12 protein-coding genes, 1 tRNA gene and 1 rRNA gene are annotated in these 26,639 nt (G+C 27.1%); all 14 read right to left on the bottom strand.

Annotated features, from left to right (window positions below; genetic code table 11):
• Positions 1-131: 131 nt before the first annotated feature.
• On the bottom strand, positions 132-1,358 hold the full coding sequence (gene pepT / locus KGF36_RS06065) for a peptidase T (protein ID WP_227827009.1): 1,227 nt from the start codon (positions 1,356-1,358) through the stop codon (positions 132-134).
• Positions 1,359-1,446: 88 nt separating this feature from the next.
• Complete coding sequence (gene ytvI, locus KGF36_RS06070) at positions 1,447-2,499, bottom strand: sporulation integral membrane protein YtvI (RefSeq protein ID WP_227827008.1); 1,053 nt, start codon at positions 2,497-2,499, stop codon at positions 1,447-1,449.
• Positions 2,500-2,649: 150 nt separating this feature from the next.
• Positions 2,650-3,903 carry an HlyC/CorC family transporter gene (locus KGF36_RS06075; protein WP_227827007.1) on the bottom strand — a complete coding sequence of 418 codons (1,254 nt, stop codon included), beginning with the start codon at positions 3,901-3,903 and terminating at the stop codon, positions 2,650-2,652.
• Positions 3,904-4,035: 132 nt separating this feature from the next.
• Entirely contained in the window at positions 4,036-7,563 is a 3,528-nt protein-coding gene (locus KGF36_RS06080; protein ID WP_227827006.1) for an AAA family ATPase, read from the bottom strand.
• The gene (locus KGF36_RS06085; protein WP_227827005.1) at positions 7,550-8,761 is read right to left on the bottom strand and encodes an exonuclease SbcCD subunit D; all 1,212 of its coding nucleotides are present in this window, start codon (positions 8,759-8,761) and stop codon (positions 7,550-7,552) included. Before KGF36_RS06085 ends, KGF36_RS06080 begins: the two co-directional genes overlap by 14 nt.
• Before the next feature lie 45 nt (positions 8,762-8,806).
• Positions 8,807-12,634, bottom strand: coding sequence for a helicase-exonuclease AddAB subunit AddA (gene addA, locus KGF36_RS06090; RefSeq protein ID WP_227827004.1), 3,828 nt, complete (start codon positions 12,632-12,634; stop codon positions 8,807-8,809).
• The gene (addB, locus tag KGF36_RS06095; RefSeq protein ID WP_227827003.1) at positions 12,634-16,101 is read right to left on the bottom strand and encodes a helicase-exonuclease AddAB subunit AddB; all 3,468 of its coding nucleotides are present in this window, start codon (positions 16,099-16,101) and stop codon (positions 12,634-12,636) included. Before addB ends, addA begins: the two co-directional genes overlap by 1 nt.
• Positions 16,091-16,921 carry a PD-(D/E)XK nuclease family protein gene (locus KGF36_RS06100; RefSeq protein ID WP_227827002.1) on the bottom strand — a complete coding sequence of 277 codons (831 nt, stop codon included), beginning with the start codon at positions 16,919-16,921 and terminating at the stop codon, positions 16,091-16,093. The genes addB and KGF36_RS06100 overlap by 11 nt, the downstream gene beginning before the upstream one ends.
• Before the next feature lie 145 nt (positions 16,922-17,066).
• Positions 17,067-19,286, bottom strand: coding sequence for an ATP-dependent helicase (locus tag KGF36_RS06105; RefSeq protein ID WP_227827001.1), 2,220 nt, complete (start codon positions 19,284-19,286; stop codon positions 17,067-17,069).
• On the bottom strand, positions 19,279-21,195 hold the full coding sequence (locus KGF36_RS06110) for a hypothetical protein (RefSeq protein ID WP_227827000.1): 1,917 nt from the start codon (positions 21,193-21,195) through the stop codon (positions 19,279-19,281). The genes KGF36_RS06105 and KGF36_RS06110 overlap by 8 nt, the downstream gene beginning before the upstream one ends.
• 246 nt (positions 21,196-21,441) lie before the next feature.
• Complete coding sequence (locus tag KGF36_RS06115; protein ID WP_227826999.1) at positions 21,442-23,469, bottom strand: N-acetylmuramoyl-L-alanine amidase; 2,028 nt, start codon at positions 23,467-23,469, stop codon at positions 21,442-21,444.
• Positions 23,470-23,987: 518 nt separating this feature from the next.
• Positions 23,988-26,009, bottom strand: a complete 2,022-nt coding sequence (locus KGF36_RS06120) for an N-acetylmuramoyl-L-alanine amidase (protein WP_227826998.1) — start codon at positions 26,007-26,009, stop codon at positions 23,988-23,990.
• Between the two features lie 268 nt (positions 26,010-26,277).
• Positions 26,278-26,394: ribosomal RNA gene (gene rrf / locus KGF36_RS06125) — 5S ribosomal RNA — on the bottom strand.
• An 8-nt stretch (positions 26,395-26,402) separates the two neighbouring features.
• Positions 26,403-26,476: transfer RNA gene (locus tag KGF36_RS06130), tRNA-Gly, on the bottom strand.
• Positions 26,477-26,639 lie beyond the last annotated feature (163 nt).

The raw sequence follows: 26,639 nt of genomic DNA on the forward strand, positions 1-26,639 counted from the left end.
ACCTTTTATCAAAATAATTATAAAAATAGCTACATCATCTTAAATACAAAACAAACTTACAATCAGTTTGTTTTATAAAGAATGATATAGCTATTATAACTTTAAACTCTTAATTTTTGAATACTTTTTAACTAAACTCTTTCAGCATATTTTTCAGCTATTCTTATAACTAATTTAGTAGCTTTCTCCATAGAACTAACTGGAATACATTCATTTTTACCATGGAAGTTTAATCCTCCAGTAAATATATTTGGACAAGGTAATCCTTCAAATGATAGTCTTGCACCATCAGTACCACCTCTTACAGGAACTAAACGTGGCTTTATACCTACTTCTTCCATTGCCTCTTTGGCTATATCAACGATGAACATAACTGGCTCAATCTTTTCTTTCATATTATAATAAGAATCTTTTAAGTCTAATTCCACTCTATTATCATATTTCTTATTTATTTTTTCTATATTTTCTATCATTATAGATTTTCTTTGTTCAAATTTTTCTCTACAATGGTCTCTAATAATATAAGCCATGCTTACAGTTTCAACATTTCCATTTATAGTATTTAGATGCCAAAAGCCTTCATAACCTTCTGTTGTTTCTGGTCTTTCATCTGCTGGGAACATTTCTGAGATTTCAGATGCTATATGTATAGCATTGACCATTTTATTCTTAGCTGAACCTGGATGAACGTTTCTACCATGTATAGTAATAGTTGCATTTGCTGCATTAAAGTTTTCACATTCAAGTTCTCCAACTACTCCTCCATCTAAAGTATATGCATATTTTGCTCCAAATTTTTCAACATCAAATAGATTTGCACCTCTTCCAATTTCCTCATCAGGTGTAAATCCTATTTTTATATCTCCATGTTTAATTTCGGGGTGATTGATTAAATATTCTATTGCAGTTACTATCTCAGCTATTCCAGCTTTATCATCAGAACCAAGTAAAGTTGTTCCATCAGTAACTATTAAATCATCTCCTTTAAATTCTACTAATTCTGGAGAATCTTTTACACATGTAACAACATTTAATTCTTCATTTAAAACTATATCTTTTCCATCATAATTTTTTATTATTCTTGGTTTAATATCTTTTCCACTTATATCTTCAATTGTATCCAAGTGTGATATGAATCCTATAGTATCTACACCTTCAACATTTCCTTTTAAAGTAGCCATTACGTAACTGTTTTCATCTAAACTTACTTCATCAATACCAATTGATTTTAACTCTTCAACTATATACTCAGCTAAAACTCTTTGACCTTCTGAAGATGGACAATTTTCACATTGAGAATTCGATGTTGTATCAAATGATACATATTTTAAAAATCTTTCTACTACTTTTTGTTTCATGCATATACCTTCTTTCTTACAATATTAATGGAATTTTTATTTATTAGTGAATAAAATTTTACTACAAAAATATCTTCATTATTTATAGCTAAAAGATATCCACCTTCTTAAGTATATCATGCATACATACCAAACCCAAACAAAAAATTACTCCTATTATTCCCTTTACCTGAATTCCAATAAAAATTGCAGCCAGTGTTGCTAATGGATTTAACCCAACATTTACTGATACTAATTTGGGTTCAAGTATTTCTCTTATTAGAGATAAAACAAAAAATATTATAGTCATGCTTACAGCTATAAAATAATTTTTTATAAGAAAATAGTACACGATTACTGGAAGATATATTGTTATTATTCCTAAAAATGGAATTAAGTCCATTAAAGCTCCTACAAAAGCTACTATCAGACCATATTTTAATCCAAATATAGCGAAACTTCCCCATATCGCAAAAAAAGTTATAGCCATAAGTATTGTATAAGCTCTTATATATCCTACAAGAGAAAGACCTGCTTCCTTCTTTACATTCTTTACCTTTTTTCTGACATCAACAGTAAACATATTATAGAAATTATTTTCAATTTTATCTAAATCTTTTGCTATAAAATATGTAGCAATAAACAAAGTAATTATAAATATTATAATATATGGAATAGAAGTAGCCAGTCCAAGTATACTTGTAAGGAGATTTTTTGTAATATGCATTACTTCATTACTAAACTTACTTACTAATTGTTCTATATCAAAATTAGCTATTTCTTGAAATGATTTCATATATGTATTTACTTTATTTAAAAAATACATAATTGTATTGCTTATATCTTCAGGGTTGGTAGATATATTATTTAGAAATCCCATTAATTCTTTCACTGAATTTATTACGATTATTGTAGTAACTGTACTTACTACTGCTACTGCAAGAAAACTCAAAACTAATGTGGACACACCCTTATTGATGTTAAACTTATTTTCTAATTTTTGTGATATAGGATTAATCATAAGAGCTATTATTCCACCTAAAAAAAATGGAGCTATGTATGGAAATGCTTTATAAATAAAAATAAACAACAATGTGTATATACAAAAAAAGATAGTGTTATTTTTTAATTTGTATAAAAAATCATTTTCTAATATGTTCATCTTAAAAATCTCCTTCCTTCTAATTTATATTTCTATTTTGTCCATTTCATACTAGTTTTATTTGAATATAAAATAAAAATAAGTGCATTAAATATAGAATTTAAATTCTACATTCAATGCACTTATAATAAATTTAAGAACATTATTACATTATGTATATATTCTTATTTTTTTGATTCTATTTTTTTCTATACTTTCTATACAAAATCTTATATTATCAACTTCAATTACTTCATTTTCTTCTGGCAATCTGCTTAAATGTCCAATTATAAACCCACCTATAGAATCAAATTCTTCAGATTCTAAGTTTACACCTATAAGTTCATTAACATCACCAATTTTAGTACTTCCATCTACAATATACTCATCTTCTTTTATAACTTGTATTTCATCTTCTTCTTCATCATATTCATCTTCTATATCACCAACAATTACTTCTACTAAATCTTCTATAGTCAAAAGCCCAGATGTCCCACCATACTCATCTACAACTATAGCCATTTGACTTTTTTCAAGTTTCATCTCTTCAAGAAGCTGTGTTATCTTTTTAAACTCATATGTGAAAAATGGCTCTCTCATATAATTTTTAATATCAAATGACTCTATTTCCTCATCTGATAAAAATATAATATCTTTTATATTAAGTATTCCTACAATATCATCTATAGTTTCTTCATATACAGGCATTCTACTTAGTTTTTCTTCTTTAAATACTTGTATGATTTCATCGTAACTATCTTCCATATCTATAGCTACCATATCTATTCTCTGTATCATTGCGTTTTTGGCTTGCATATCTCCAAATTCAAATACATTATTTATGATTTCTCTTTCTTCCATTTCAAGGACGCCTTCTTCATGGCTTACATTTACCATAGTTTTTAATTCTTCTTCAGTTATAAATGACTTGGCTCCTTTATGTGTTATACCAAACAATTTAAATATAACGTTCGTAATTATATTAAATACCCATACTACTGGTCTTAATACAAATATAATTACTCTTATAGGCTTAGATACCAAAAGAGAAACCTTTTCTGAGTTACTTGCTGCTATTGTCTTTGGAGTAATTTCACCAAATATTAACACTAGTACTGTCATAACAGCTGTAGCAAGTGCTACTCCTTTTTCTCCCATCAACCCTATAAACAGTGACGTTGATATGGATGTTGCTGCTATATTTACAACGTTATTTCCAACTAATATAGAACTTAAAAGTTTATTTGGGCTTTCTATTAATGAACTTACTAACTTAGCTCCTTTGACTCCTTCATCTTGCATATATCTAATTCTGATTTTACTTAAAGACATTAAAGCTGTCTCTGATGCTGAGAAAAATGCAGACCCCATAAGTAATACTACTAAAATTATAATCTGGACCAAACTATTGGGCGATTCCAACACTTACCACACTCCTACTTACTTGTTTTTTTATATTGATATTAATTATAAATAAATTTAATATTAGTTTTAATTATATCACAATTATATATTTTTTGGAAATGTTAGATAATATATTCAATTAACATATTGTTTCTAACTGTATTCAATTTTTACTTTTGAACCTACTCCAGCTTCACTCGATGAAACCAATAGCTTAACAGGAACTCTATTTTTAAGCTCTTCGACATGACTTATTATACCCACACTTAGATTATTACTATGCAATCTTTCCAATGATTCTATAACAATCTCCAAAAGCTCACTATCCAATGAACCAAATCCTTCATCTAAGAAGAAGAATTCAAGTGGTGCACTCCCTTTTAATTGTATTTGAGATGAAAGAGCAAGTGCTAATGATAGTGAAGTTAAAAATGTCTCTCCTCCAGATAGAGTATCAATACTTCTTCTTTCTCCTCCATTAAAATTATCTCTCATTACAAAATTGAGTGTTGAGTCAATTTCAAGTGCATATCTTCCTTTAGTTATTCCTTCTAATCTTTTTGATGCTTCTAAAGCTATATATTTTAGTTGATTTGTAGAGACGTATTCTACAAATTTATTTCCTTGTATACATTTATCTAATTCTTCTAACAAATCTACTTTATGTTCAACCAATCTAAGTTCTTTATTAAAATCATTTATCTTATCTAAAGAATCTTTTAATGTTATCAACTTATTTTGATTAGCTCCAATGTCTTTGGATATATTTCCTATTTCTACTTTCATATTATAAATATTATCTTTTAATTGTTCAAAGTATTCTTTTTTAATAATTCTTCCATTTAATTTTTCTTTTGATGATTTTATTTTAAACGATAATAACTTTTGTTCTTCTTCATATTCTAATATTTCTTCAATCAGTTTTTTTACTTCTTCACCTTCTAATAAAGCTCTTTTTACCGCATATATACTTTCAAATTTATTTTCTGCTAGCAGTTTATTTAATATTATTTTTTGTTCTTTATATTGTTCTTTAGCAGTTTTAAGTCTTCCATCTATATTGTGCTTCTCAGCAAGATTTTTTTCATATTCTAACCTCTGTTCTTCTAGCTTTACTTTACTAGACTCTTCTTGTTCTAGTATCTTGCATATACGTTCTTCAACATTATGTAAAAGATTTTTAGCTAAATCACCTTTTGTTATGTTAATTACTTCTTTATATTTACTTTCTCTATGCACTTTTTTTTCTACATATAACTCTCTAGCCTTTATTAACTCTAACTCTATTTCATGTAATTTACTTTCTTGTTCTCTTATTTTAATATCTAATAAATCTCTGTTTTTTAATAAGTTTGAATATCCAGTATTTAATAATTCTAATTTTTTTTCATTTTCTCTTAATTCTTCTACTTTTGACGATAGATTTGAAACTTTAGTAATTGTTTTTAATCCTAAATACTCTTGTTTTAATTTCTTACATTTATGTTCCAGACTTTCAATTTCGATATTTAAATCTTTTATTAATTTCTTATAGTTATTCAAACTTTCGTTTATCTTTAATTCTTCTTTTTCAATTCTATTTTTTTCTTCTTTTGCCAATGTTATTTTATTTTCGGTACTCTCTTTCTCTTTTTCCCACTCTTGAATATTAGATTTAAGTACAGCTAATTTTCTTTGTTCATCATCAAGTCTTTTAAATAATTGACTGGATGGAATTTCCCCAAGTTTTCCTTTTACATCTTCCAATTCTTTAGTTTTCATTTTTTCTACAGACACATAACCACTTACTTTAGCATTTAATTCTTCAATATTATGTCTTATGCTTACTTTTTCTTTTTCCAATTTATCTAATTTATCTTTAACAAAAACTATATTTTCATCATAATTAGTTATATTATGATTTTCATGGTGCTTTGAACCACAAACTGGACATGGCACATTTTCTTTTAATTCACGTCTAAGCTCAGAAGCCAAATTCAAGTATTTTAGTTCTTCTAACTCTTTTTCAAGGTCTTCTCTATTTTTTCTATTGTTCTCAAGCTTTTCATTTACTAGATTTAGCTCTCTCTCAATATTAAATTTATTTTCTAAAACTACTTTTAATTCATCTTGTATATTATTTTTCTTAATTTCATTTTCTTTGGTATTATTTGCCTTATTCCTTAATTCAGTTACATATTCAGATTTTAAAAGCAAATCTTCACTTTTGCCAGGACATTTTTTAAGAAGAACATCTAAATGAAGAGACAAACTTTCTAGGTTACGGTTGATGTCATTTTTGTCTCTATCAATATATCTGACTTTTAAATTTATATCTTCTGTATCCTTAGATATTTCTTCTAGTTTATTTATTTTTTGAGTTTTCTCTTCTAATACTTTATTATAATCTTTCTCATATTCATATGCTAAAAATATTTTTTGTTTTAATTCTGCACTTATATTTACTTTATCTATTTTCCCTTCAATTTCTTTTACAGACTTAATAACTGCTTCTTTTCTAGATTCAGAATCTTTTTTTAGTTTTTCTAACTCCATTTTGTTCTTACTTAAATCAAGACCATTTTCTTTTAATTCTTTTAATTCCTTATCTAGTAAAACTAATTCTTCTTCTAATTTTATTGCTTGTTGTAACTTTATTTTTTCCTCACTTAACTTAGGAACTTCTTCATTTTTAATTTTACTTATTCTTTCATATCTATGTTTTGTAATTTCAAGTTCTTGATTTAAAATTACTAATTTTTTATCTAATCTATCTACTGTAAAACTATCTTCTTCTATTCTTTTTTCTAAATTTTGAACTGTTCCTATGTATGGGTCCACTTTTCTTGCATTATTATCATTTTCTACAAGATTAGTCTTTTCCTTTATCTCATTGCTTTTTAGGTTGAGTTCATTTTTTCTAAGCTCATTTTTCTCTAGTTTCAATTGTTCCTCATATATTACCTTACTCTCTTCATAAGATTTTTGAACTAAATCCAAAGTTTTATTTTTCTCTTTTTCTAGTTTTTTTAACTCCATTAGTTCTTGATTGATATCATTATACACTTCTTCTGTAATTCCATCGTATTGACTTAATTTTGATTTCAAGTCTTTTAACTTTTGCGAATGTAAATTTTTTCTCTTTTTTACTTTATCTCCAAGACTTCTTCCATACTTTTCAAGATTGAAAATTCTCTCTAACATATCTCTTCTATCTGCACGTGATAATCTCAAAAACTCATTAAATTTATCTTGTGGTAAAACTACTGACCTCGTAAAATCGTTTGATGTTAGTCCTACAACTTGAGCCACCTTTTCATTTACTTCAACAACTTTATCAGCCAAAACATTTTTTGTATTATCATTTAACACCTCTACTAATCTAGCACCAGAAGTCTTTGTTCCTGTTTTACTTCTTACAATAGTTCTATCTACAATGTATCTTCTTCTTGTATTTTTGCTTCCTATCTCAAATTCATACGATATAATTGCTTTATCACATACACTGTTTATATATTCTTTTGTATTTCTAGATATATTTCCATACATAGCAATAGTTATAGCATCTAAAATTGTAGATTTCCCACTTCCAGTAGTCCCAAATATTCCAAACAAACCTCTTTCAATTAGTTTTTCAAAGTCTATAACTTGTTTATCAATATAACTATTAAGTCCAGTCAGTTCTAATCTAATTGGTCTCATCTGTTGATTCACCTTCTTCACTTATTATATCTAGAAATAAATCCATAAGTTCTCCTTTTGGTTCTACACCTCTACTAAAGGAATAAAATTCTTTGAATAATTCTGCCATAGACTTTTCTTTTATATCTACACTTTCTTGTTCATAACAAGATGTTATTATTGGTTTTATCTCTATTATGTCTTTTAATAATTCTTTCATTTTTTTAATTTCACCCTGAGATATTATCTCATCAGTATCTATTTCAAAGTATGACCAGATATCTCTATCTTGATTTTGCTCACATATATCTAAAGCTTCATCTATACCATTACATTTAAATACTTCTATTGGTTTGTAATTGTTAAAATAAATTTCCTCAATATTTGGTTTTTCTCCTGCTTTTATATCCACTATATACGCACCTTTAGTATATGCTCTTTCGTCTTTGCTATATTGAAGTGGAGAACCAGAATAATATGCATTTAATCGTTCAGAAGCTTTTTGTTGTTTGTGCAAATGTCCTAGTGCAGTATATTGAGCTTTTTCTGGTAAGTCTTTTTTTTCAACCAAAAAGCTTCCTCCTAGTTGTATAGGTCTTTCTGATTCAGTACTCTCTCCACCTATTACAAATATATGTGATACTGCTATATTTATAGTATCACTTCTAAAATTTTCTCCTAAACTTCTAAATATGTCGCCTACTTTTTCAGAGTAAGTCTTTTGCTTTTCCAAATCATCTTCACTTGAAAAAACCTCATTTAATCTTTTTTCACTTGGATAAGGCAATGTAGCAATTACAACACTTTCTCCATTTATATTTAATGTTGTACATCCTTGTATAGTCTCTGTTATCTCAAATTTTTCATACTTAGCTTTTTCTGTAGAACTTGATGGATAACCAAATATAAGTATACCCTGTTCATGTGCTAAAGGTGTTATTGCAGAAAGTCTCTCTGGATTGTCATGATTCCCAGAAATTATTATTACACATCTTTGTCCATTATTAGCAAGTCTTGAAACTGTTTTATAAAACAGTTTTTCAGCTTGTGCTGGTGGATTAGAATTATCATATATATCCCCAGCAATTATTACCATATCAACTTCACTTGATTCTACTATTTTTATGAAGTCCTCACAAAATTTTGCCTGCTCTTCAATTCTAGAATGACCTTCTAGGGATTTCCCTAGATGCCAATCTGATGTATGAATGAATCTCATTTTTCCCCTCCCCTTTATCTTTATGTCTAATTTATATCAAAATAATTAATAACAAACAGCCTCATCAACTCCAAATAAATATATACATTTTTCTTTTACTGATTTTCCAGTTAAAGTTTCAATAACATCTGCATATAAGTCTAATTGTTTTTTATATTTCTCTATTATCTGATTTATATTTTCCTCATTTACAAAATCTGTTTTATAATCTACTAAAACTATCTGATTATCTTCTTCAAAATAAGCATCAACTATACCTCTTAACATGACACTTTCTTTGTCATAAATTTTCTTATCATCATTTTTTATCAATTCTTCATAAATATATATATCTTTCATATTTACTTGTGCATAAATTGCTTTTTCTCTATTTATAAGTTCAGCATTTAACATCCTTTTTCCTATGTTAGATGTAAAAAATTTATATATTTTATAAGGATTTACTATACTAGCTTGCTTTTCTGTTATTATACCCTTTGAAATAAAACTTTTTATTTGCATCTTTATATCATTTATGTTGTTTACCTTCTTTAAATCTAAAACTTCCATAACTAAGTGAATTATTGTACCTCTTTCTGCTCCATTTATTTTTTCTTTTTCTTCATCATTTTGAATAAATAGAGGTTTTTTTAAGTTTATTTTTTGTTCAAATATAGTATTTATCAACTCTTCTTCATAATTATTTTGTATCTTTTTTATTTCTGTAACCGATATACTAGCAGGTTTTTTTGTACTAAATTCATATGGGTATATATAGTTTAACTTTTCTTCTATTTCAGTATAATAATCGCTATCAGGTTCCTCTACATCTATTTTTTCAAGAACTTCTTCAATACTTTCTTTTTCTTCATCATTTTTCTTTTGTATTAAAATATCATCCTTATTCCATAACTTTCCATACCATTTTGAATTATGTTCAACATTAAATGGTACATCTAATCCCATATCTTCCAATAAATTAGATAAATCTTTATGTTTTAATACACAAGGCATTATCCAATCTAAGAAATTCTTACTTTTTAGTATTTCATATTGTGATATTGTATCTAAATTTTCAATTCCACTACACCATTTTTTCATGCTATCTTGTACATTTCTAGTAGAGCCTGTTATAATCAGTTTCTCTTTTGCTCTTGTAAATGCAACATATAATACTCTCATCTCTTCTGATAAATTTTCTATATTTATTTTACTTTTTAGTGCTTCTTTAGCTATACTTGGAAAAGAAATTCGTCTCTCATAGTCCACAAACTGAGGTCCATATCCTAAGTTATGATGATATAAAATACTCTTTTTAAAATCTTGAGTATTGAAATTTTTTCCCATAGCAGAACATATAACTATTGGAAATTCTAGACCTTTACTCTTATGGATACTCATTATTCTAACAACATTTGCATTTTCTCCAAGTGTTTTTGCACTCCCCATATCAGAGCTAGATTTTTTTAATTTTTCTATAAAGTTTACAAAATTGAATATTCCCTTAAAGCTAGTCTCTTCAAATTGTTTTGCTCTCTCAAAAAGTACTTTCAAGTTAGCTTGTCTTTGACTTCCACCTGGTAATGCTCCAACATAAGCATAATATCCAGTTTTTGTATATAAATACCATATAAATTCATCTGTACTCATGTACATTGATTTCTCTTTAAATTCCTTTAGTTTAATCAGAAAGTCTTTACTTTTATTTATACATTCTTCACTTGGTACAAAATCCGACTTACTTTCATTCTGTGAATCTGTAAATTCATCATACTCTGATGTACTCTCTAAAACTTCATAAAAAGTTTTATCTTTATTTTGAATTCTAATGTCAATTAAATCCTCTGGTGTAAATCCAAATATAGGTGACTTTAACACAGCTATAAGAGGTATATCTTGCATTGGATTATCTATTATCTGAAGTAATGATAGTATTGTTTTTATTTCAATTGTATCAAAATATCCCACTCCAACATCAGCATAAGTAGGTATATCCATATTCATCAACTCATCTGCAAACACAGGTGCCCATGCAGATGTAGCTCTTAAAAGAATCACTACATCCTTAAATTCCACAGGTCTATAGGCATCAATTCCTTTATCATAAACTTTTTGAATCTTTCCATATTCATTGGCTTTCATTAAATCCTTAATAATCTTTCCAACCATTCTAGCTTCAAGTTGTATGTTGTCTAGTTCTTCATCTTCTTCTGCTTCATTTTCTTCATTATTAGCATTATTATCTTTATTGTTTATAATATCATTACTAGGTTTAGTATTTTTTTGTATAAGGTGTATTTCTGTTGCTCCACCGACAATAGAGTTCTCCTCTAAATCTGATTTAAAATCTGCACCCAAATTAAGTCTTTCTTTTTCTGTATATTCAATCTCTCCTATATTCTCATTCATTATATTTTCAAATATATAATTTACAGAGTCTACAACTTCTTCCCTACTTCTAAAGTTTTTATAAAGCATTATCTTTCTGTGAGAACTTCCTTTTTCATCTTTATAGTTATTGTACTTTTGTAAAAACAACTCTGGTTTTGCTTGTCTAAATCTATATATACTTTGCTTTACATCGCCAACCATAAATCTATTTGGAGTCTCTATGTTTGCCACAGTTTTAAGAAGTACTTCTTGTACAAGATTGCTATCTTGATATTCATCTATAAATATTTCATAGAAATTATCTCTATACCCCATAGCTATATCAGAAGGTATGATATTTCCGTTCTCATCTATATTCGTAAGTATATTTAAGGCAAAATGCTCTATATCATTAAAATCTATTATTCCTTTTTCATTTTTCTTATTGCTGTATTCTTCTTCAAATCTCAGAACAATATTAGAGATTGGTTTAACTATATTATAAAGATATTTAATTTCATCTTTAATAGATTCATTATCTTTATTAAACGTAGAATTTATTATACTTTCTAAAGATTTTTTAATTTTGTCTCTTATTGCTTTTGCTTTTTCTTTTGACTCTTTTATATATGAAGGAGCATCTTTTGGTATCCTTTTTATACCTTTGACATAGTTTTCAAAAGACATACTTGACATCTTCTTATATGCCTCATTCCATGATTTATTACATGCTTCTGAAATATCGACCATTCTCTTATATTCAATCGACAGCTTCTCTGTAAAAGTTTCTAGTTCATCTATTGACTTAACTTCTTTTAAGGCCTTTTCCATATTTGAGCAAATTCCATCAATTTCTATTTTTACAGTATCTAATATAGCTCTAGCCCAAATAGATTCTGAAAAATCAAAATCCTCATCAATGTTAAATCTCTCTGCTGAATCAATAAGCCATTTTTTAGGCTCAGGAGAAGCCATTGCAAATGAATATATTCCTAGAATAATATCCTGAACTTCTTTGTCTCCTCCTCTTTCTGCATAACTTTCAACTAAATTTAAGAAACCCTCATCTCTTTCTTCATATAATTTTTCAAATACTTCTTCGATTGCCTCTTGTTTCAAAATAGCACATTCAGTTTGGTCTCCTATTCTAAAATTAGGGTCTAAGTTTATTCTATGAAAGTTCGATTTTATAACATCTAAACAAAATGAGTGTATTGTTGTAATACTTGATTTATTTAATAAAACAAGTTGATTTTGTAAATGCTTATTTTCTGGATTTTCATCTAATGCTTTTCCTATAGCATCACCTATTCTCTCTCTCATTTCTGATGCAGCTGCATTAGTAAATGTAACTACTAATAATTTATCTATATCAATTGGATTTTCTCTACTTGTTATCATTTGAATTATACGTTCAACCAGTACTGCTGTTTTTCCCGACCCAGCAGCTGCTGCAACAAGTAAATTACAGTCTCTACTTTCTATAACTTCTGTTTGCTCTTTTGTCCATTTAGGAGAACTCATCAATCAACATCTCCTTCCATCATTTTTATTATCTCTTCATTGCTCTTATTATTTAAAATTTTATATTTATTATCTTTCATAGTTGAATCAAATTGACATATAGCTGAATAATCACAAAAATCACATGATGTTCCCTCTTTATGTTTATATGGAGATATCTTTATTTCACCACTTAACATTTCTTCACATAAATCCTTTATCGCATGTTTTACATATTTTCTAAGTAACCTAAAATCTTCATAACTTACTGTAGATGTACTTTTACCTACATTTCCATCCTTTGTAAGACCTACTGGTATTACTAAGGAATTTTTTCTTTCTCCATCTATTAATGATTTATCCATCTCTTTTATTATATGAGAATCCTTTACCACAAGCCCCTTCATTCTAAGTTCTTTTAGTATAGCTTCTTGAATTTCAGTATCATCTTTATCTTCATTAAACTTTGCTATTGGATTATTTATTCTACAATATAATATTGCCGCTGGATTTAAATTTATATCTTCTTCTTTTACACTTTCAAGGATTGCATCAAGATACACAAGTAATTGTAATTGTAGACCATAGTATATCTCTGTTAAATTTATAGTTTTATTACCTGATTTATAATCTACTATTCTTATATATTTGTTTTCACCTTCTTCAAATTCATCTACTCTATCTATTTGACCAATTAAATTTACTTCTTCTCCATTATTCAAAACTATTTTTATAGGAGGGTATTTACCGTCTTTACCAAATTTAACTTCATAATCTACAGGTTCAAATGAACCTTGTTTTATCTGTTGGCTAATTATATTTATAGCTGTTGTAAGCATATTCTTTAATCTATATGCAAGATATTTATATCTTTCAGAACTATTTAATATATACCCTGGTATCTTTGAGATTATTTCATCAACTATAATACCTACCTTTAGTTCTATATATTCCTCATCAATATCTTTCCACAATAAATTATCTTGTGATAGCTCTTTTGAAAATCTATCTAAAATATTATGAACAAAGGTTCCTAAATCTGGTGGTGTAAATGAATATTCTTTACGCTTCCTAGCTTTAAGACCGTATTGTATAAAATAAGCAAATGGACACTCTGCATATTTTTCAAGCCTAGACACACTAAGAGAATTACTTTTATATAATGACCTTATTTTTTTCTCTTCAATTCTATGAACTTGATTAGTATAACTAAGACCTTTTATAACTTTTTTTGTTATAGAACTATACAGTTCATCCTTTAGATAGTATCTATATATATCTAACCAGATACTATTAATTTCTTCTTTGCTGTACTCATCATTATCGTAGTTTTTTATTACACTTATAAGCTCATTAAATGTAGGTGATTTTACAGTTATTTTTTTAAGTATATCTTCATTAGTTCTTTTATCTTCTTCTATTAAATAACTTTTATTTTCTATATTTGGGAATATCTTCTTTAATCTTGATATAATTATTGAAGGTCTAAGTGTCTTACCTTCATGGTCAGATATAGGATATGTTATAATTAAATTTTCAGATGTTGAAGTAAGAGCTTTATATACTAAAAATTGTTCTTCAAAACTTCTAGTTTTACTATCTATATCAACTTCAATACCTTTATTTCCAAGACTTTCCCTATCATTATCACTTAATATTCCACTATCTTTTGTAATTAAAGGAAATACACCATCAGTAGTTCCTATTAAGTATAAGTATTTTGTATTTGGATTTTTCATCCTATCCACACTACTTACAAGTACTTGATCTATACTAGGAGGAACTAGCCCTAACTCATACTCATCAAATCCAAGAGTTATTAATTTTATAAATTTTTCTAAGGATATTATTTCTTCACCCATAAGTTCCACCATTTGGTCTAAAACATCCACTACTATATCCCAAACTTGTGAATACTGATTAGCAACATCAAGTTCTCCTTTATCCTTAAAATTTACTATTAAACTCTCTATCGTTTCTGGCATACTTATATCTAGTAAAAACTCATATATATACTTACAAATTTCTTTTACTCTATTTTTTCCTTTTAGTTTTTCTTGTAAATTTATTATTGGCTCTAATACTCTATTTTTTATCTCATTTATTTTATCTTTTAATTCTAACTCGAACTCACTTTCTTCATTAGAAAGACTTTGCGTTATTCTATAATCCCATTTTTCATCAAACCATTTCTTACCTTTAATTCCATTGGCTAGTACATAATTTTCCAGCAAATTTATATCATCATTATCAATTCCTATAAGACCACTCTTTAAATACCTAAACATAGTTTCATATCCATATCGTCTGTTTTTCATTTCTAAAGCTGAAATAATTAATATGACTATTGGATTACTTTTTGCCTCTCTCTTTTTATCTATAAAGTTAGGTATATTATACTCATTAAATATAGAATGTACCAAAAAATCATATCTATTTAAGTCTCTTGTAGCAAGAGTTATATCTCTATACCTAACATTCTTGTCTCTAACCAAATGTACAATTTCTTTAGCTATTTCTTCTACCTCTGAATATAGATTATTAAATTCTTTTATTTTTATATTTTTAGTTGGATTTATATATGTTTTATATGGATAAGCATTATAAAATTTTTCTAAATGTTGTAACTCTTGAATTTCTTCAAACCTTTTTATAACGCCTGTATTCAAATTTACTTGTGGTAATATTTTTATTCCTTCTTCATTACATAATTGAGTTAATTTTGAATAAGTAAACTTAGTTCTAGAAAATACATCTGTTTTACTATATCCAATATAATTAACATTATCTACAGTCAAAGATATGCTAACATCTTTAGCTTTATTTAATATACTTTTTATAACATTGTATTGATTTGGTGTAAAACCTGTAAACTCATCTATATAAACATAAGCTCCTTCTAAATAGTTACTCAATTCTATTTTGCCTGATAATGAAGTCAACATATCTTGAGCATCTATATAATTTTCATGTAATTTTCCTTCAAAAGAATTATATATCTTACTTATGTCTTTTAATTTTAAACTTAATGTCTCATTTTCTAATTCTCCAGATATGTTTTCTAACATTTCAGGGCTTATATTGTACTGTTTCATTTCTGATATCATATCTGTAATTGAACTTACAAAACCAGATTGTGACTTTGATTTTGAAAATACATTTAACTCTTCACTTACATCTTCTATCGCTCGATACACCATCATTGCTTTTCCACTAGAATTTATATTTACATCTGTTAATCCTCCTGTTTGAGAAAAAACTATGTTGCTCAGTGTTTTAAAACTAAGTACTCTAACTCTTAAATACTTGTCCTTTTCTCCGCCTAAAAATAGTTTGCTTACTCTATTTTCAGCTTCAAATGTATACTGTTCTGGAACTAAAAGTATAACAGATGTCATTTCATTTTTTTGAGATTCTTTTTTAATTTCATCTAATATATATGTAGATTTTCCACTTCCACATCTACCTAATATAAACCTAAGTCCCATAAATTTCCGCCTCCAAAATACTATAATCTATTTCTTTGCCATTGCATAGTTTATTAAATTCACAATACTTACAATGACTTTTATTTCTATAGCACATACGTTCCTCTTTATTATATACCTTTTCTATATCATTGTATAGATTGTGTTCGTATGTATGTTCTTCATAATTAGTACTTTTTATCATGTTTATATAGCTTTGAATTTTATTTCTATTTGTCTCATGTTTTTCTTCATTATATGAGATATTAATTGGCAAATCATCAAATTCAGGTTGGTAATATTTCATACTTATATCTTTAACATTTACTTCTATTTTTAAAACTTTCGGTATAACTTCTTTTGCCAAAAACATATAAACTATTGTTTGAATCCTACTTTCTACATTTTTATGGTTAATCTTTTTAGATTCAGTTTTCCAGTCCCATACCTCTATATTTCCTTTTCCAATTACAATTAAATCATACTTTGCTTGTAATATGTCCCCATTTAAATTCATCCTTACTTCATATTCTGGTAAATATATTTTTTCTTTTTCGATGGGAACAATTTTTTTTATATTCTCAATCCATTTTAAAAATCTTTTACTATTTTTGTCATCTTCATTAAAATAGATTCCAAGTGGTATATTACTAAAGTATCTTTCACAAATTAAATGAAAGTCTCTTCCAGTTTTTAAACTATCATAATACTCTCTACTACCTATATCATCATTTTTCCAATTTATTTTATCAATATACTTATACTTAAATTTTAGTGGGCATGACTTATATGTGTTAATTGAATTTTGACTATAGGAAAAATATTTTAATTTATCATTCAATCATATCACTTCTCTCTTAACTTTATTTTTTAATAACTATTTATTATATATTAATTTGGCATTCTTTAAACAACATAGTAACTGAACTCATTATATGTTAACTTAACTTTCTTTCAACAATATATCAACTTAACTCATCTATATGTTAATTTGACCTTTTCTCAATAATATGTCGATTCAGCCTTCTTAAATAGACACATGGTTTCTGTTCTTTTCTTTTATTTCCTATATCATTTTCATCTCTATAAGCACTCCCTGAAAGTACTAACATCTCCTTTGCCCTAGTGATTCCTACATATAAAAGTCTAATCTTCTCATTTATAGAATCAATTTTAGTTTGATAAGCGTAATCAGTTGAAATACTCCCTTTTAGTATAGCTTCAATTTCTGACTTAATAATAGCCATTGGGTTTTTGTATTTTTCTTTTAAGTACCATTTATCACTCTGAAATTTCTGAGTAATATTGTCAGGGAAATTATATTCAACAAGACCTAATAAAAACACACAATCCCATTCCATCCCCTTTGATTTATGATAATTACATAGTGTTATGCTACCAGGTTCTGGCTCATATCCATTTATCTCATAAACTACATCTATTATGTGATTAAACACCTTATTTTTAACATCAAATAGAACATTGTAAACATCCTCTAAGTCCATATATATATTTTCCGAAACTAAATACTTTATATAAAAAGATATATAATCTAATACTGCTTTATCCTCTTTTTCTAAGTTAAGCTTTTTACCAATAAATAGTATCAGCAGGTCTAACCTTATTATTGGGTATTCTAATATCTGTTTTATAATATCTATACCATCTTTAAAACTTGTATATATATTGCTTTCCTCATTAATTTCTAGTGGTTCAAATTTATCTTTATTAAATTTAAAATCATATATAATTTCTTCTGTTGTATAGTTTTTTAATCCGTCTAAAAAATTCTTTTCTTCTATTTCATTATCTGTATTTATAAAAACCTTATCAAGTACGGTTATTAATTTTTCTATATCATCGCAGTTTAGCATAAAATCTATAATAGAAGCTATGTTATTTATAACCTTCCTTTTACTTAAAGAGTTTGGACCCAATTCTTCAAATGTTAGATTATACTCTCTAAGTTCCTTAGCAACTTGTGTAACTTGTTCATTAAATGGAACTAGTATCCCTATACTCTTATCTGGATATTTCTTTTTTATACCTTTAACATATTTAGCAGTTTGTTCTATTTCATTTTTCCAACTATCATACCATTTTACATTTATATTATAATGCTCTGGATTAGGGTTTTCTTTATATCCCACTCCAGTTGGAACAGTTTTTATTTGCATATCCTCAAGAGCATATCTACATTCTTCTTGTTTAAATTCTTTTGTGACATACTCTACAAGTGTATTTGCTAAATCTAGTATATCTTTTGAACTTCTATTTGACATATCCATCCTATAACAACACTTTGCATTTTTTACAAATTCTTTAAAAAACTTAGGGTCTGATGATGAAAATGTACCTGTTATACTCTGATTTATATCTCCCACTCTAACTAAATTATTGTTTTCACTCGATATAATTTTTATTATATTCCCTTGTATTTCATTTGAATCTTGACATTCATCTTCAAAAATATATTTATATCTAGTTTGGAATTTTTTTCTAAGTCCTTCATCTAAGCTTAAAGTTTTTTCTGCTAAAATTAATATATCATCATAATCTAGCAAGCCATTTTGCTTTAATTTTCTATCATATAATTTGTATATTGGCAAAATCACTTTAAGCATGCCTTTGTGTCCTCTTGATAGTATCTCTTCAAGCTTATCTGGAGAAATTCCCTTGTATTTAAGTTCACTTATAGCATTTCCTGCAAATTCAAAAAAACCTCTCTCCCAAGCTTCAAGAGTTATCTCTTTCCATCTCTCATCTTTTTGCTCTTTTAGAAACCATCTAAATGCTCTTTCTCCTCCATCAAATCTAAATTTATTTATACATTCATTTAATATAATACTTTTTTGTAAATCATCAGCTATATTAAAATCCTCACTCAACATTACTATTTCGGGTTTTTCTTTTATTATTTTTACAGCTAGACTATGTATAGTCATTACTTCATATGAGTTAATATCGTCTATTTCGTTTTCTTCAAGTATTTTTTTTATTCTACCTTTAAAATTATTTACAGCACTATTCATATATGTAAGAACTAATATTTTACCACCTTTATGTTTCTGTTCAAGTAGTAGTTTAGCTACTAAATTTGTTATTATAAATGTCTTTCCAGCCCCAGGAACTGCTGGAACTGCCATAGTTCCATCCTCATAATTTATTATTGGTATTTGGTCTTCTCTATAATTTATATTAATCATAAATTTTATCCCCTTTATGTGAGAGTTTCAAAAGTATACTATATAGCATACTTTCTTGAATATAACCATTAATTGTGTATTCACTCTTATATGCATAAACTTTATTTGCACTTAACAATAAATTATATATTGTATTATATAGATAGTATTTCTTGTAGTACTCTTCCATTTCATTTGTATAAATTTTTTTCTCTTCAAAAGATTTTCTAAGTACAATTAAATTACTTATATCTTTTTCTATTTTCATATTCCAAGAATTACTTCCTATATCTACCCATATTTGAATACTTCTATCTATATTTGATGATATATATGAATAAGGAGTCGTTATTACTATTTTATCTTTGCTTTTTAACTCTTCTATATCAATAACAGAATAATAATCATTTATTGTCGTCTTTAAAGCTTCTATAAAAATCTTTTCCTCTTTCAATCCAAGTAGGTCTGCACTTTCACTAAATGATTCACTTTCAGCTATTATTTGTTTACATAGGCCAACATTCTTTTTACCATCTTTTAAATTTAACATTTTATCTATATAAAACTGAATTAAAAATTCATGTATTTTTATGTCACTTTTCTTCTTTTCTTCAATATACTGTAAAATATCACGATATTGATTATATCCTTCTATTTTATCAACTTCTAAATGCCTTGTTTCTTTAAAAATCTTAAATGCTTTTATTCTGTTTATGTCTAAAATGGTCTCTAAAAAACTTATATATTCTTCATCTTTTATAAAGTCTAAATATCCATAAAATATGCAAGTAGCAACCACTAGAGCATTTCCATATAGATAATCTATAGCTTTTTTATCTTTTTTAGTGTTGAAAACATCTATATTTCTTTCTCTCAAAGAATCCTTAATTTGATACTCCAATATTGTATTGTTTATAGGTGATATAATTGCTATATCTTTTGGAGATATACCACTTTCTATAAGAGTTATAACCTTTTCACTCACTAAATCTAACATTTCATTATACAGTTGACTTGATTGATTTAATTCTATACTTGAAGGTAATAAATATAAATCTTCTATTTTTATATTACTTTTTTTAAAGTTAATTTCTTCTTTAAATTTAATTTTAGATATTATCTTTTCATTTATATAATCCATGTCAGTATTGTTAAACACAGAATAATCTTTACTAAAATCAAAGAATATATAGCTTTCTAATACATTACTTGATACCTTTTCAATAAAATCTACTTCTGCATTACTTGAATTTTCAAGACTATCAACTACTATATATCTCAATTCTTTAAGTAAAATTTTTAAATAAAATTCATCATTAAGAAGGTAATTATTATATAGATACACACTCAATGCATTATCTAACATTGAATTTGAAAGTAATGTATTTATGTAATATGATATAATTTCATCCATCTGAGTATATGAAAATCTATAGATACTATTTCTATTTTTCTTTGATGAATATATTTTTTCTCCAATAAAATCAAAGTCAATTAAATTAAATGCTGACTTATTTATATTTGTAATTATACTTTTTGCGATTGATTTATTTGTTCCTGTGATATCTTCAAAATATCCTTCTTTCACTCTTTTTTCCTTAACTTTTTTAATTATTAAATATTCACTTAAACTATTTGATATAAATGTTGGAGATATAGATTTTTTATTTATTCCTTCACATTTTTCTATTATAAGTGCCCAGTATTTTAATAATTCTTTTTTTACAAATCCTATATATGTTGTTATTTTTAATTCTTCACTATAATCTAATTCTAATGACCTCTCATATCTTATTCTAGTATTGTTATTTGTTACTAATAAAATAATACTCCTTGAGTTATTTTCAGTTCTATCTAACAATTCCTTATATTTACCTAAGGATTCATTTTCATCTTTTTTTAGACTGCTTTTTTTAAATAAATATTCCACATAATCACCTTCCTTAATTAAATTAAGTGTATATTATCTAATTATATCATATTGTGCATTTCTCAAAATACAATCAAATTATTGCATTTAACTACAAAAAAGACCATATATACACTGTTATGCATTGGTATATGCAACAATGTATATATAGTCTTTATATATTTACACACCCATATTTCAAATTATAGCTTTAATATAAACTCACAATCATAAATTTATATTAAATTTTAAGCACCCTATTTGTAATTACTTTAATGATTCTTCTATTCCTTTAGCTATTTGTGTGCCCATTTCTTTTACTTTTGCAGGTGAATTTATTAACTTCATATCACTCTCATTATCCAAAAATGCACATTCTACAAGTACAGCTGGCATATTATTAGTTCTTAAAACGTATAAATAATCTTTTGTAGGGTCATTTTTAAGTACTTTTGTTTTTATACCTCTATTTGTAAGTTTAAATTTCTCTAAAATTCTATTTAATATATTGGTAGCTACAGTCTTAGTAGTTCCTCCATTTTTATCTTTAAGCTTATAAAATACTTCTACTCCATGACCTTTTTTATTAGTAGAGCCATTGTAATGTATACTTGTAAATAAATCTGGTTTTAAAGAGTTAGATAAGGCAGTTCTACTTCCAAGAGATAAAGTTTTATCTGTATCTCTAGTCATAATTACATTTATTCCTTTTGAACGTAAATATTCAGTAGTTGCAAGTGAAGTATTTAAAGTATAATCTTTTTCAAAAATTCCTCCAAATGATGTTCCATCTACTCCAGGTGCTGAACCACCATGTCCTGGGTCAATCATAACTGTCTTTGCTCCATTATTAGTTTCTGGGTCTATTGGTGTTGTATTATGCTTAGATAATGATGATGCTATAGAATTCATCACCTTAGAAGTCAATCCGCCTCCTATCTTATACACTTTATTAGCAGACTTAGCCTCTAAATTATCCTTATGATATGCAGATACATATGTCTTTGGTGTTATAAGTATTGGAGATTTTAAACTAGCAGCTAATGGACCTGCTGCTAAAGCATCAACAAGTACATCTGATTTAGCTACTAAAACAGCTTCTAATTCCTCTTCTGTATAGAATTTTTTTATTACATTTGCATTTGTTTCATGTCTATCTGCTCCAGATACTCTATTATTAGCAACATTATCCTTAGTTATATCATTTACCTTATTGATAATATTTGTTGATATCATTTGAGAACCACCTATAAAATAAGCACTTTGTAAGTCCTCACTCTCCAGCCATTTATATGTAATATTTGTAATGCTATCTTTATCAGTCACTATAATCGGTTGCTTATCCTGACCTGCTTTTGCTGCTATAGTAAGTGCATCTAGTTCTCCTCCATCCTTACCATTTGTTATATACACTTTATCTACATCGTGATTTTTATCTATTTCTTTTGCTATCAATAGAGATGTCTCATATCTATTTGAGCCATTTATACGTGTTTGATTAGAATCTACAGCTGATTTTATCTGATTAGCACTAGTTTTAGAAATAGAATTCTCATCTCCAATTATAATTATATCTTTAGGATTTAGACGTTTTAATTCTGATTTTACACTATCAGGCACATTATTTTTTTCAACCAAAAGTATTGGTGCATTATATGTAGTTGCTAGTGGAGTTGATATAATACCGTCGATACTTACATCTCCATTTATTATAACTACCTTATCTGAACCATTTTTCCAGCCCTCTTTACTTATTTTAACTGCTGTTTCATATCTATCACTTCCTGTAAGTTCTGTAATAGGTGCAGAAGTCTTTCTCAAATATTTATTTACATCTTTTCTTGAAGTTATGTCTTCAATTATACATTCCTGTGTTACATTGTAGTCTTTTAAATTTAATCCCATCTTTTCTAAATCTTGTTTGTTTAGGGTTTTAGGATTATTTGCACTGTTTATTGTTATCCCTTGTAACTCCCACACATTTTGATATTCTGGATCTTGATTATAATTGATAGTTCCTTCATATGACCCAGTTGATTGATTGTAATTTAGAGTTGTATCTAGTGGCATGTCATAGCATTTATATTTTAATGTAATGCTATCAGCATCTGGCTTTTCTTTAAATTTCACACTTACTTTTGATGTACTTCCTAAAACTATACTTTTTTTCTCCAAATTTATATTTAAGTTATCATTATTTTCCATAGCATTAGACTCAGTAGCAAATGCCATTGTAGGTGCAACAATTGCCATTGAAAGAATTCCTGTTGTTAATAATCTCGTATTTTTTTTCATATTAATCTCCTTACTTAACATAGATTTCTACCTTGCTTTTTTAGTCTTTTTAATTTTTTAAAACACAGCAAAGTGTGTATGCCCCAAATTTGCAAAAATTTATTAAAAATTAAATTACAAAAAATAAACAATTACAAAAAATAAACACAATTAAATATATTTAATCATTTCTACTATATCATTTATTACCAAAAAAATCTATAAAAGACAAATAAAAACATATAATGATTATATTTTGTAGAATTTTATACCAATTTTTTGTAAGTCAATAAATATTGTTCAAGTCCTTGACCTATTAATATCGAGAAGTTAAATACATTGCTATACTCGTACCTTAATCCTATCAATCAGAACTTAACTACAAAACAGACTATGTATATGCTATTTGCACTTATATATGCAAAAATCTATACATAGTCTTTATTAATAACAGAATTATATTTTTATTTTATGAATTTAAACTAAATCTAAAGTCATAAATTAATTTATGCTGAGTTTTTAAGTATTTTCATTATATACTATTTTAATGACTCTTCTATACCTTTACCTATTTGTGTACCCATGTCTTTTACTTTTGATGATGTATTTAATAAACTCATGTCCTTCTCATTATCTAAAAATGCACATTCTACAAGTACAGCTGGCATATCATTAGTTCTTAAAACATATAAATAATCTTTTGTAGGGTCAGTTGATAGTGTTCTTGTTTTTATTCCTCTATTTTTAAGATTGAATTTCTCTAAAATTCTATTTAATATGTTTGTGGCTACAGTTTTAGTAGTTCCACCATTTTTATCTGCAAGTTTATAAAATACTTCTACTCCATTTCCAGTTGTATCAGATGCATTATAGTGTATACTTGTAAATAAATCTGGTCTTAAAGAGTTGGATAAGGCAGTTCTATTTCCAAGTGATAAAGTCTTATCTGTATCTCTAGTCATAATTACATTTATTCCTTTTGAGCGTAAATACTCAGTTGTTGCAAGTGAAGTATTTAAAGTATAATCTTTTTCTTTAATTCCACCTAATGGTTTACCTGTAGTTCCAGTATCTGAACCACCATGACCTGGGTCAATCATAACTGTCTTTGCTCCATTATTAGTTCCTGGGTCTGTTGGTGTTGTATTGTGCTTAGACAATGACGCTGCTATAGAATTCATTACCTTAGAAGTCAAGCCGCCTCCTATCTTATACACCTTATTAGCAGATTTTGCTTCTAAATTATCCTTGTGATATGCAGATACATATGTCTTTGGTGTTATAAGTATTGGAGATTTTAAACTAGCAGCCAATGGTCCCGCTGCTAAAGCATCAACAAGTACATCTGACTTAGCTACTAAAACAGCTTCTAATTCATCCTCTGTATAGAATGTTTTTATTACATTTGCATTTGTTTCGTGTCTGTCTGCTCCATATACTCTATTTTTAGTAACACTATCTTTAGTTATATCATTTATTTTATTGATAACATTTGTTGATAACATTTGAGGACCACCTATAAAGTAGGCACTTTGTAAATCCTCACTTTGTAGCCACTTGTATGTATCATTTGTAAGACTGTCTTTATCACTTAATATAATTGGCTGCTTATCTTGACCTGCTTTTGCTGCTATAGTAAGTGCATCTACTTCTCCACCATTTGCATTTGTTATATATACTTTATCTACATCATGATTTTTATCTATTTCTTTTGCTATCAATAAAGATGTCTCATATCTATTAGAACCATTCAAACGTGTTTGACTAGCACTTACAGTTGATTTTATTTGATTAGCAGTAGTTTTAGAAATAGAATTCTCATCTCCTATTATTATTACATCTTTAGGATTTAGACGCTTTAATTCTGCTTTTACACTGGCTGGTACATTGTTTTTTTCAACTAAAAGTATTGGTGCATTATATGTAGTTGCTAGTGGAGTTGATATAATACCATCAATACTTACATCTCCACTTATTATAATTACTTTATCTGAACCATTTTTCCAGCCTTCTTTACTTATCTTTACTGCTGTTTCATATCTATCACTTCCTGTAAGTTCTGTAATAGGTGCAGAAGTTTTTCTCATATATTTGCTTACATCTTTTCTTGAAGTTATGTCTTCAATTATACATTCCTGTGTTACATCATAATCTTTTAAATTTAATCCCATAGCTTCTAATTCTTGTCTGTCTAAAGTCTTAGGATTAGTTGCACTATTTATTGTTATACCCTGTAATTCCCACACATTTAAATATTCTGGGTCTTTATTATAGTTTATTGTTCCTTCATATAATCCAGTTGATTGATTGTAGTTCAGAGTTGTATCTAGTGGCATGTCATAGCATTTATATTTTAATGTAATGCTATCAGCATCTGGCTTTTCTTTAAATTTCACACTTACTTTTGATGTACTTCCTAAAACTATACTTTTTTTCTCCAAATTTATATTTAAATTATCATTATTTTCCATAGCATTAGACTCAGTAGCAAATGCCATTGTAGGTGCAACAATTGCCATTGAAAGAATTCCTGTTGTTATTAATCTTGCATTTTTTTTCATATTAATCTCCTTATTTAACACAAATTTCTATTTTATTTATTTTTTGTCCTACTTACTGTTAGAATTACTTTTAAAACGTATGTCAAAGTGTATCTCCCAAAAATTTTAAAGAAATTTATAAAAATAAACTTACAAAAAAACAAAAAAAATTAAATATTTAAATATTTAATTATATTCACTATATCATTTATTGCCAAAAAAATCTATAAAAGACAAATAAAAACATATAATAATTACATTTTTATAAAATTTTATACAAAAAAAGATTACGTGGCTACGTCCTACTCTCCCAGGCAGTTTCCCACCAAGTACCATCAGCGCTAGAGAGCTTAACTTCTGTGTTCGGAATGGGAACAGGTGTATCCTCTCTGCTATTGTAACCACATAATCTTTTGGAGCGGGTGAAGGGGATCGAACCCTCACAGCTGGCTTGGAAGGCCAGAACTCTACCATTGAGCTACACCCGCATTAAATTTTTATAACTAGTAAAACTAGCTTCTTTAGAGTTAACACTCTAAAAACTACATATATATTTTAATCAATGAACATCAAATAAATATTGGTCAAGTCCTCGACCTATTAGTATCGATAAGCTAAATACATTGCTGCACTTACACCTTCGACCTATCA

This window comes from Clostridioides sp. ZZV14-6009 (assembly GCF_020658095.1).
GTDB lineage: Bacteria > Bacillota > Clostridia > Peptostreptococcales > Peptostreptococcaceae > Clostridioides.

Coding starts and splice junctions, on each gene's coding strand:
- pepT (WP_227827009.1), bottom strand. CDS start 1,358: ATGAAACAAAAAGTAGTAGAAAGATTTTTAAAATATGTATCATTTGAT.
- ytvI (WP_227827008.1), bottom strand. CDS start 2,499: ATGAACATATTAGAAAATGATTTTTTATACAAATTAAAAAATAACACT.
- KGF36_RS06080 (WP_227827006.1), bottom strand. CDS start 7,563: ATGAGACCAATTAGATTAGAACTGACTGGACTTAATAGTTATATTGAT.
- KGF36_RS06085 (WP_227827005.1), bottom strand. CDS start 8,761: ATGAGATTCATTCATACATCAGATTGGCATCTAGGGAAATCCCTAGAA.
- addA (WP_227827004.1), bottom strand. CDS start 12,634: ATGAGTTCTCCTAAATGGACAAAAGAGCAAACAGAAGTTATAGAAAGT.
- addB (WP_227827003.1), bottom strand. CDS start 16,101: ATGGGACTTAGGTTTATATTAGGTAGATGTGGAAGTGGAAAATCTACA.
- KGF36_RS06105 (WP_227827001.1), bottom strand. CDS start 19,286: ATGATTAATATAAATTATAGAGAAGACCAAATACCAATAATAAATTAT.
- KGF36_RS06115 (WP_227826999.1), bottom strand. CDS start 23,469: ATGAAAAAAAATACGAGATTATTAACAACAGGAATTCTTTCAATGGCA.
- KGF36_RS06120 (WP_227826998.1), bottom strand. CDS start 26,009: ATGAAAAAAAATGCAAGATTAATAACAACAGGAATTCTTTCAATGGCA.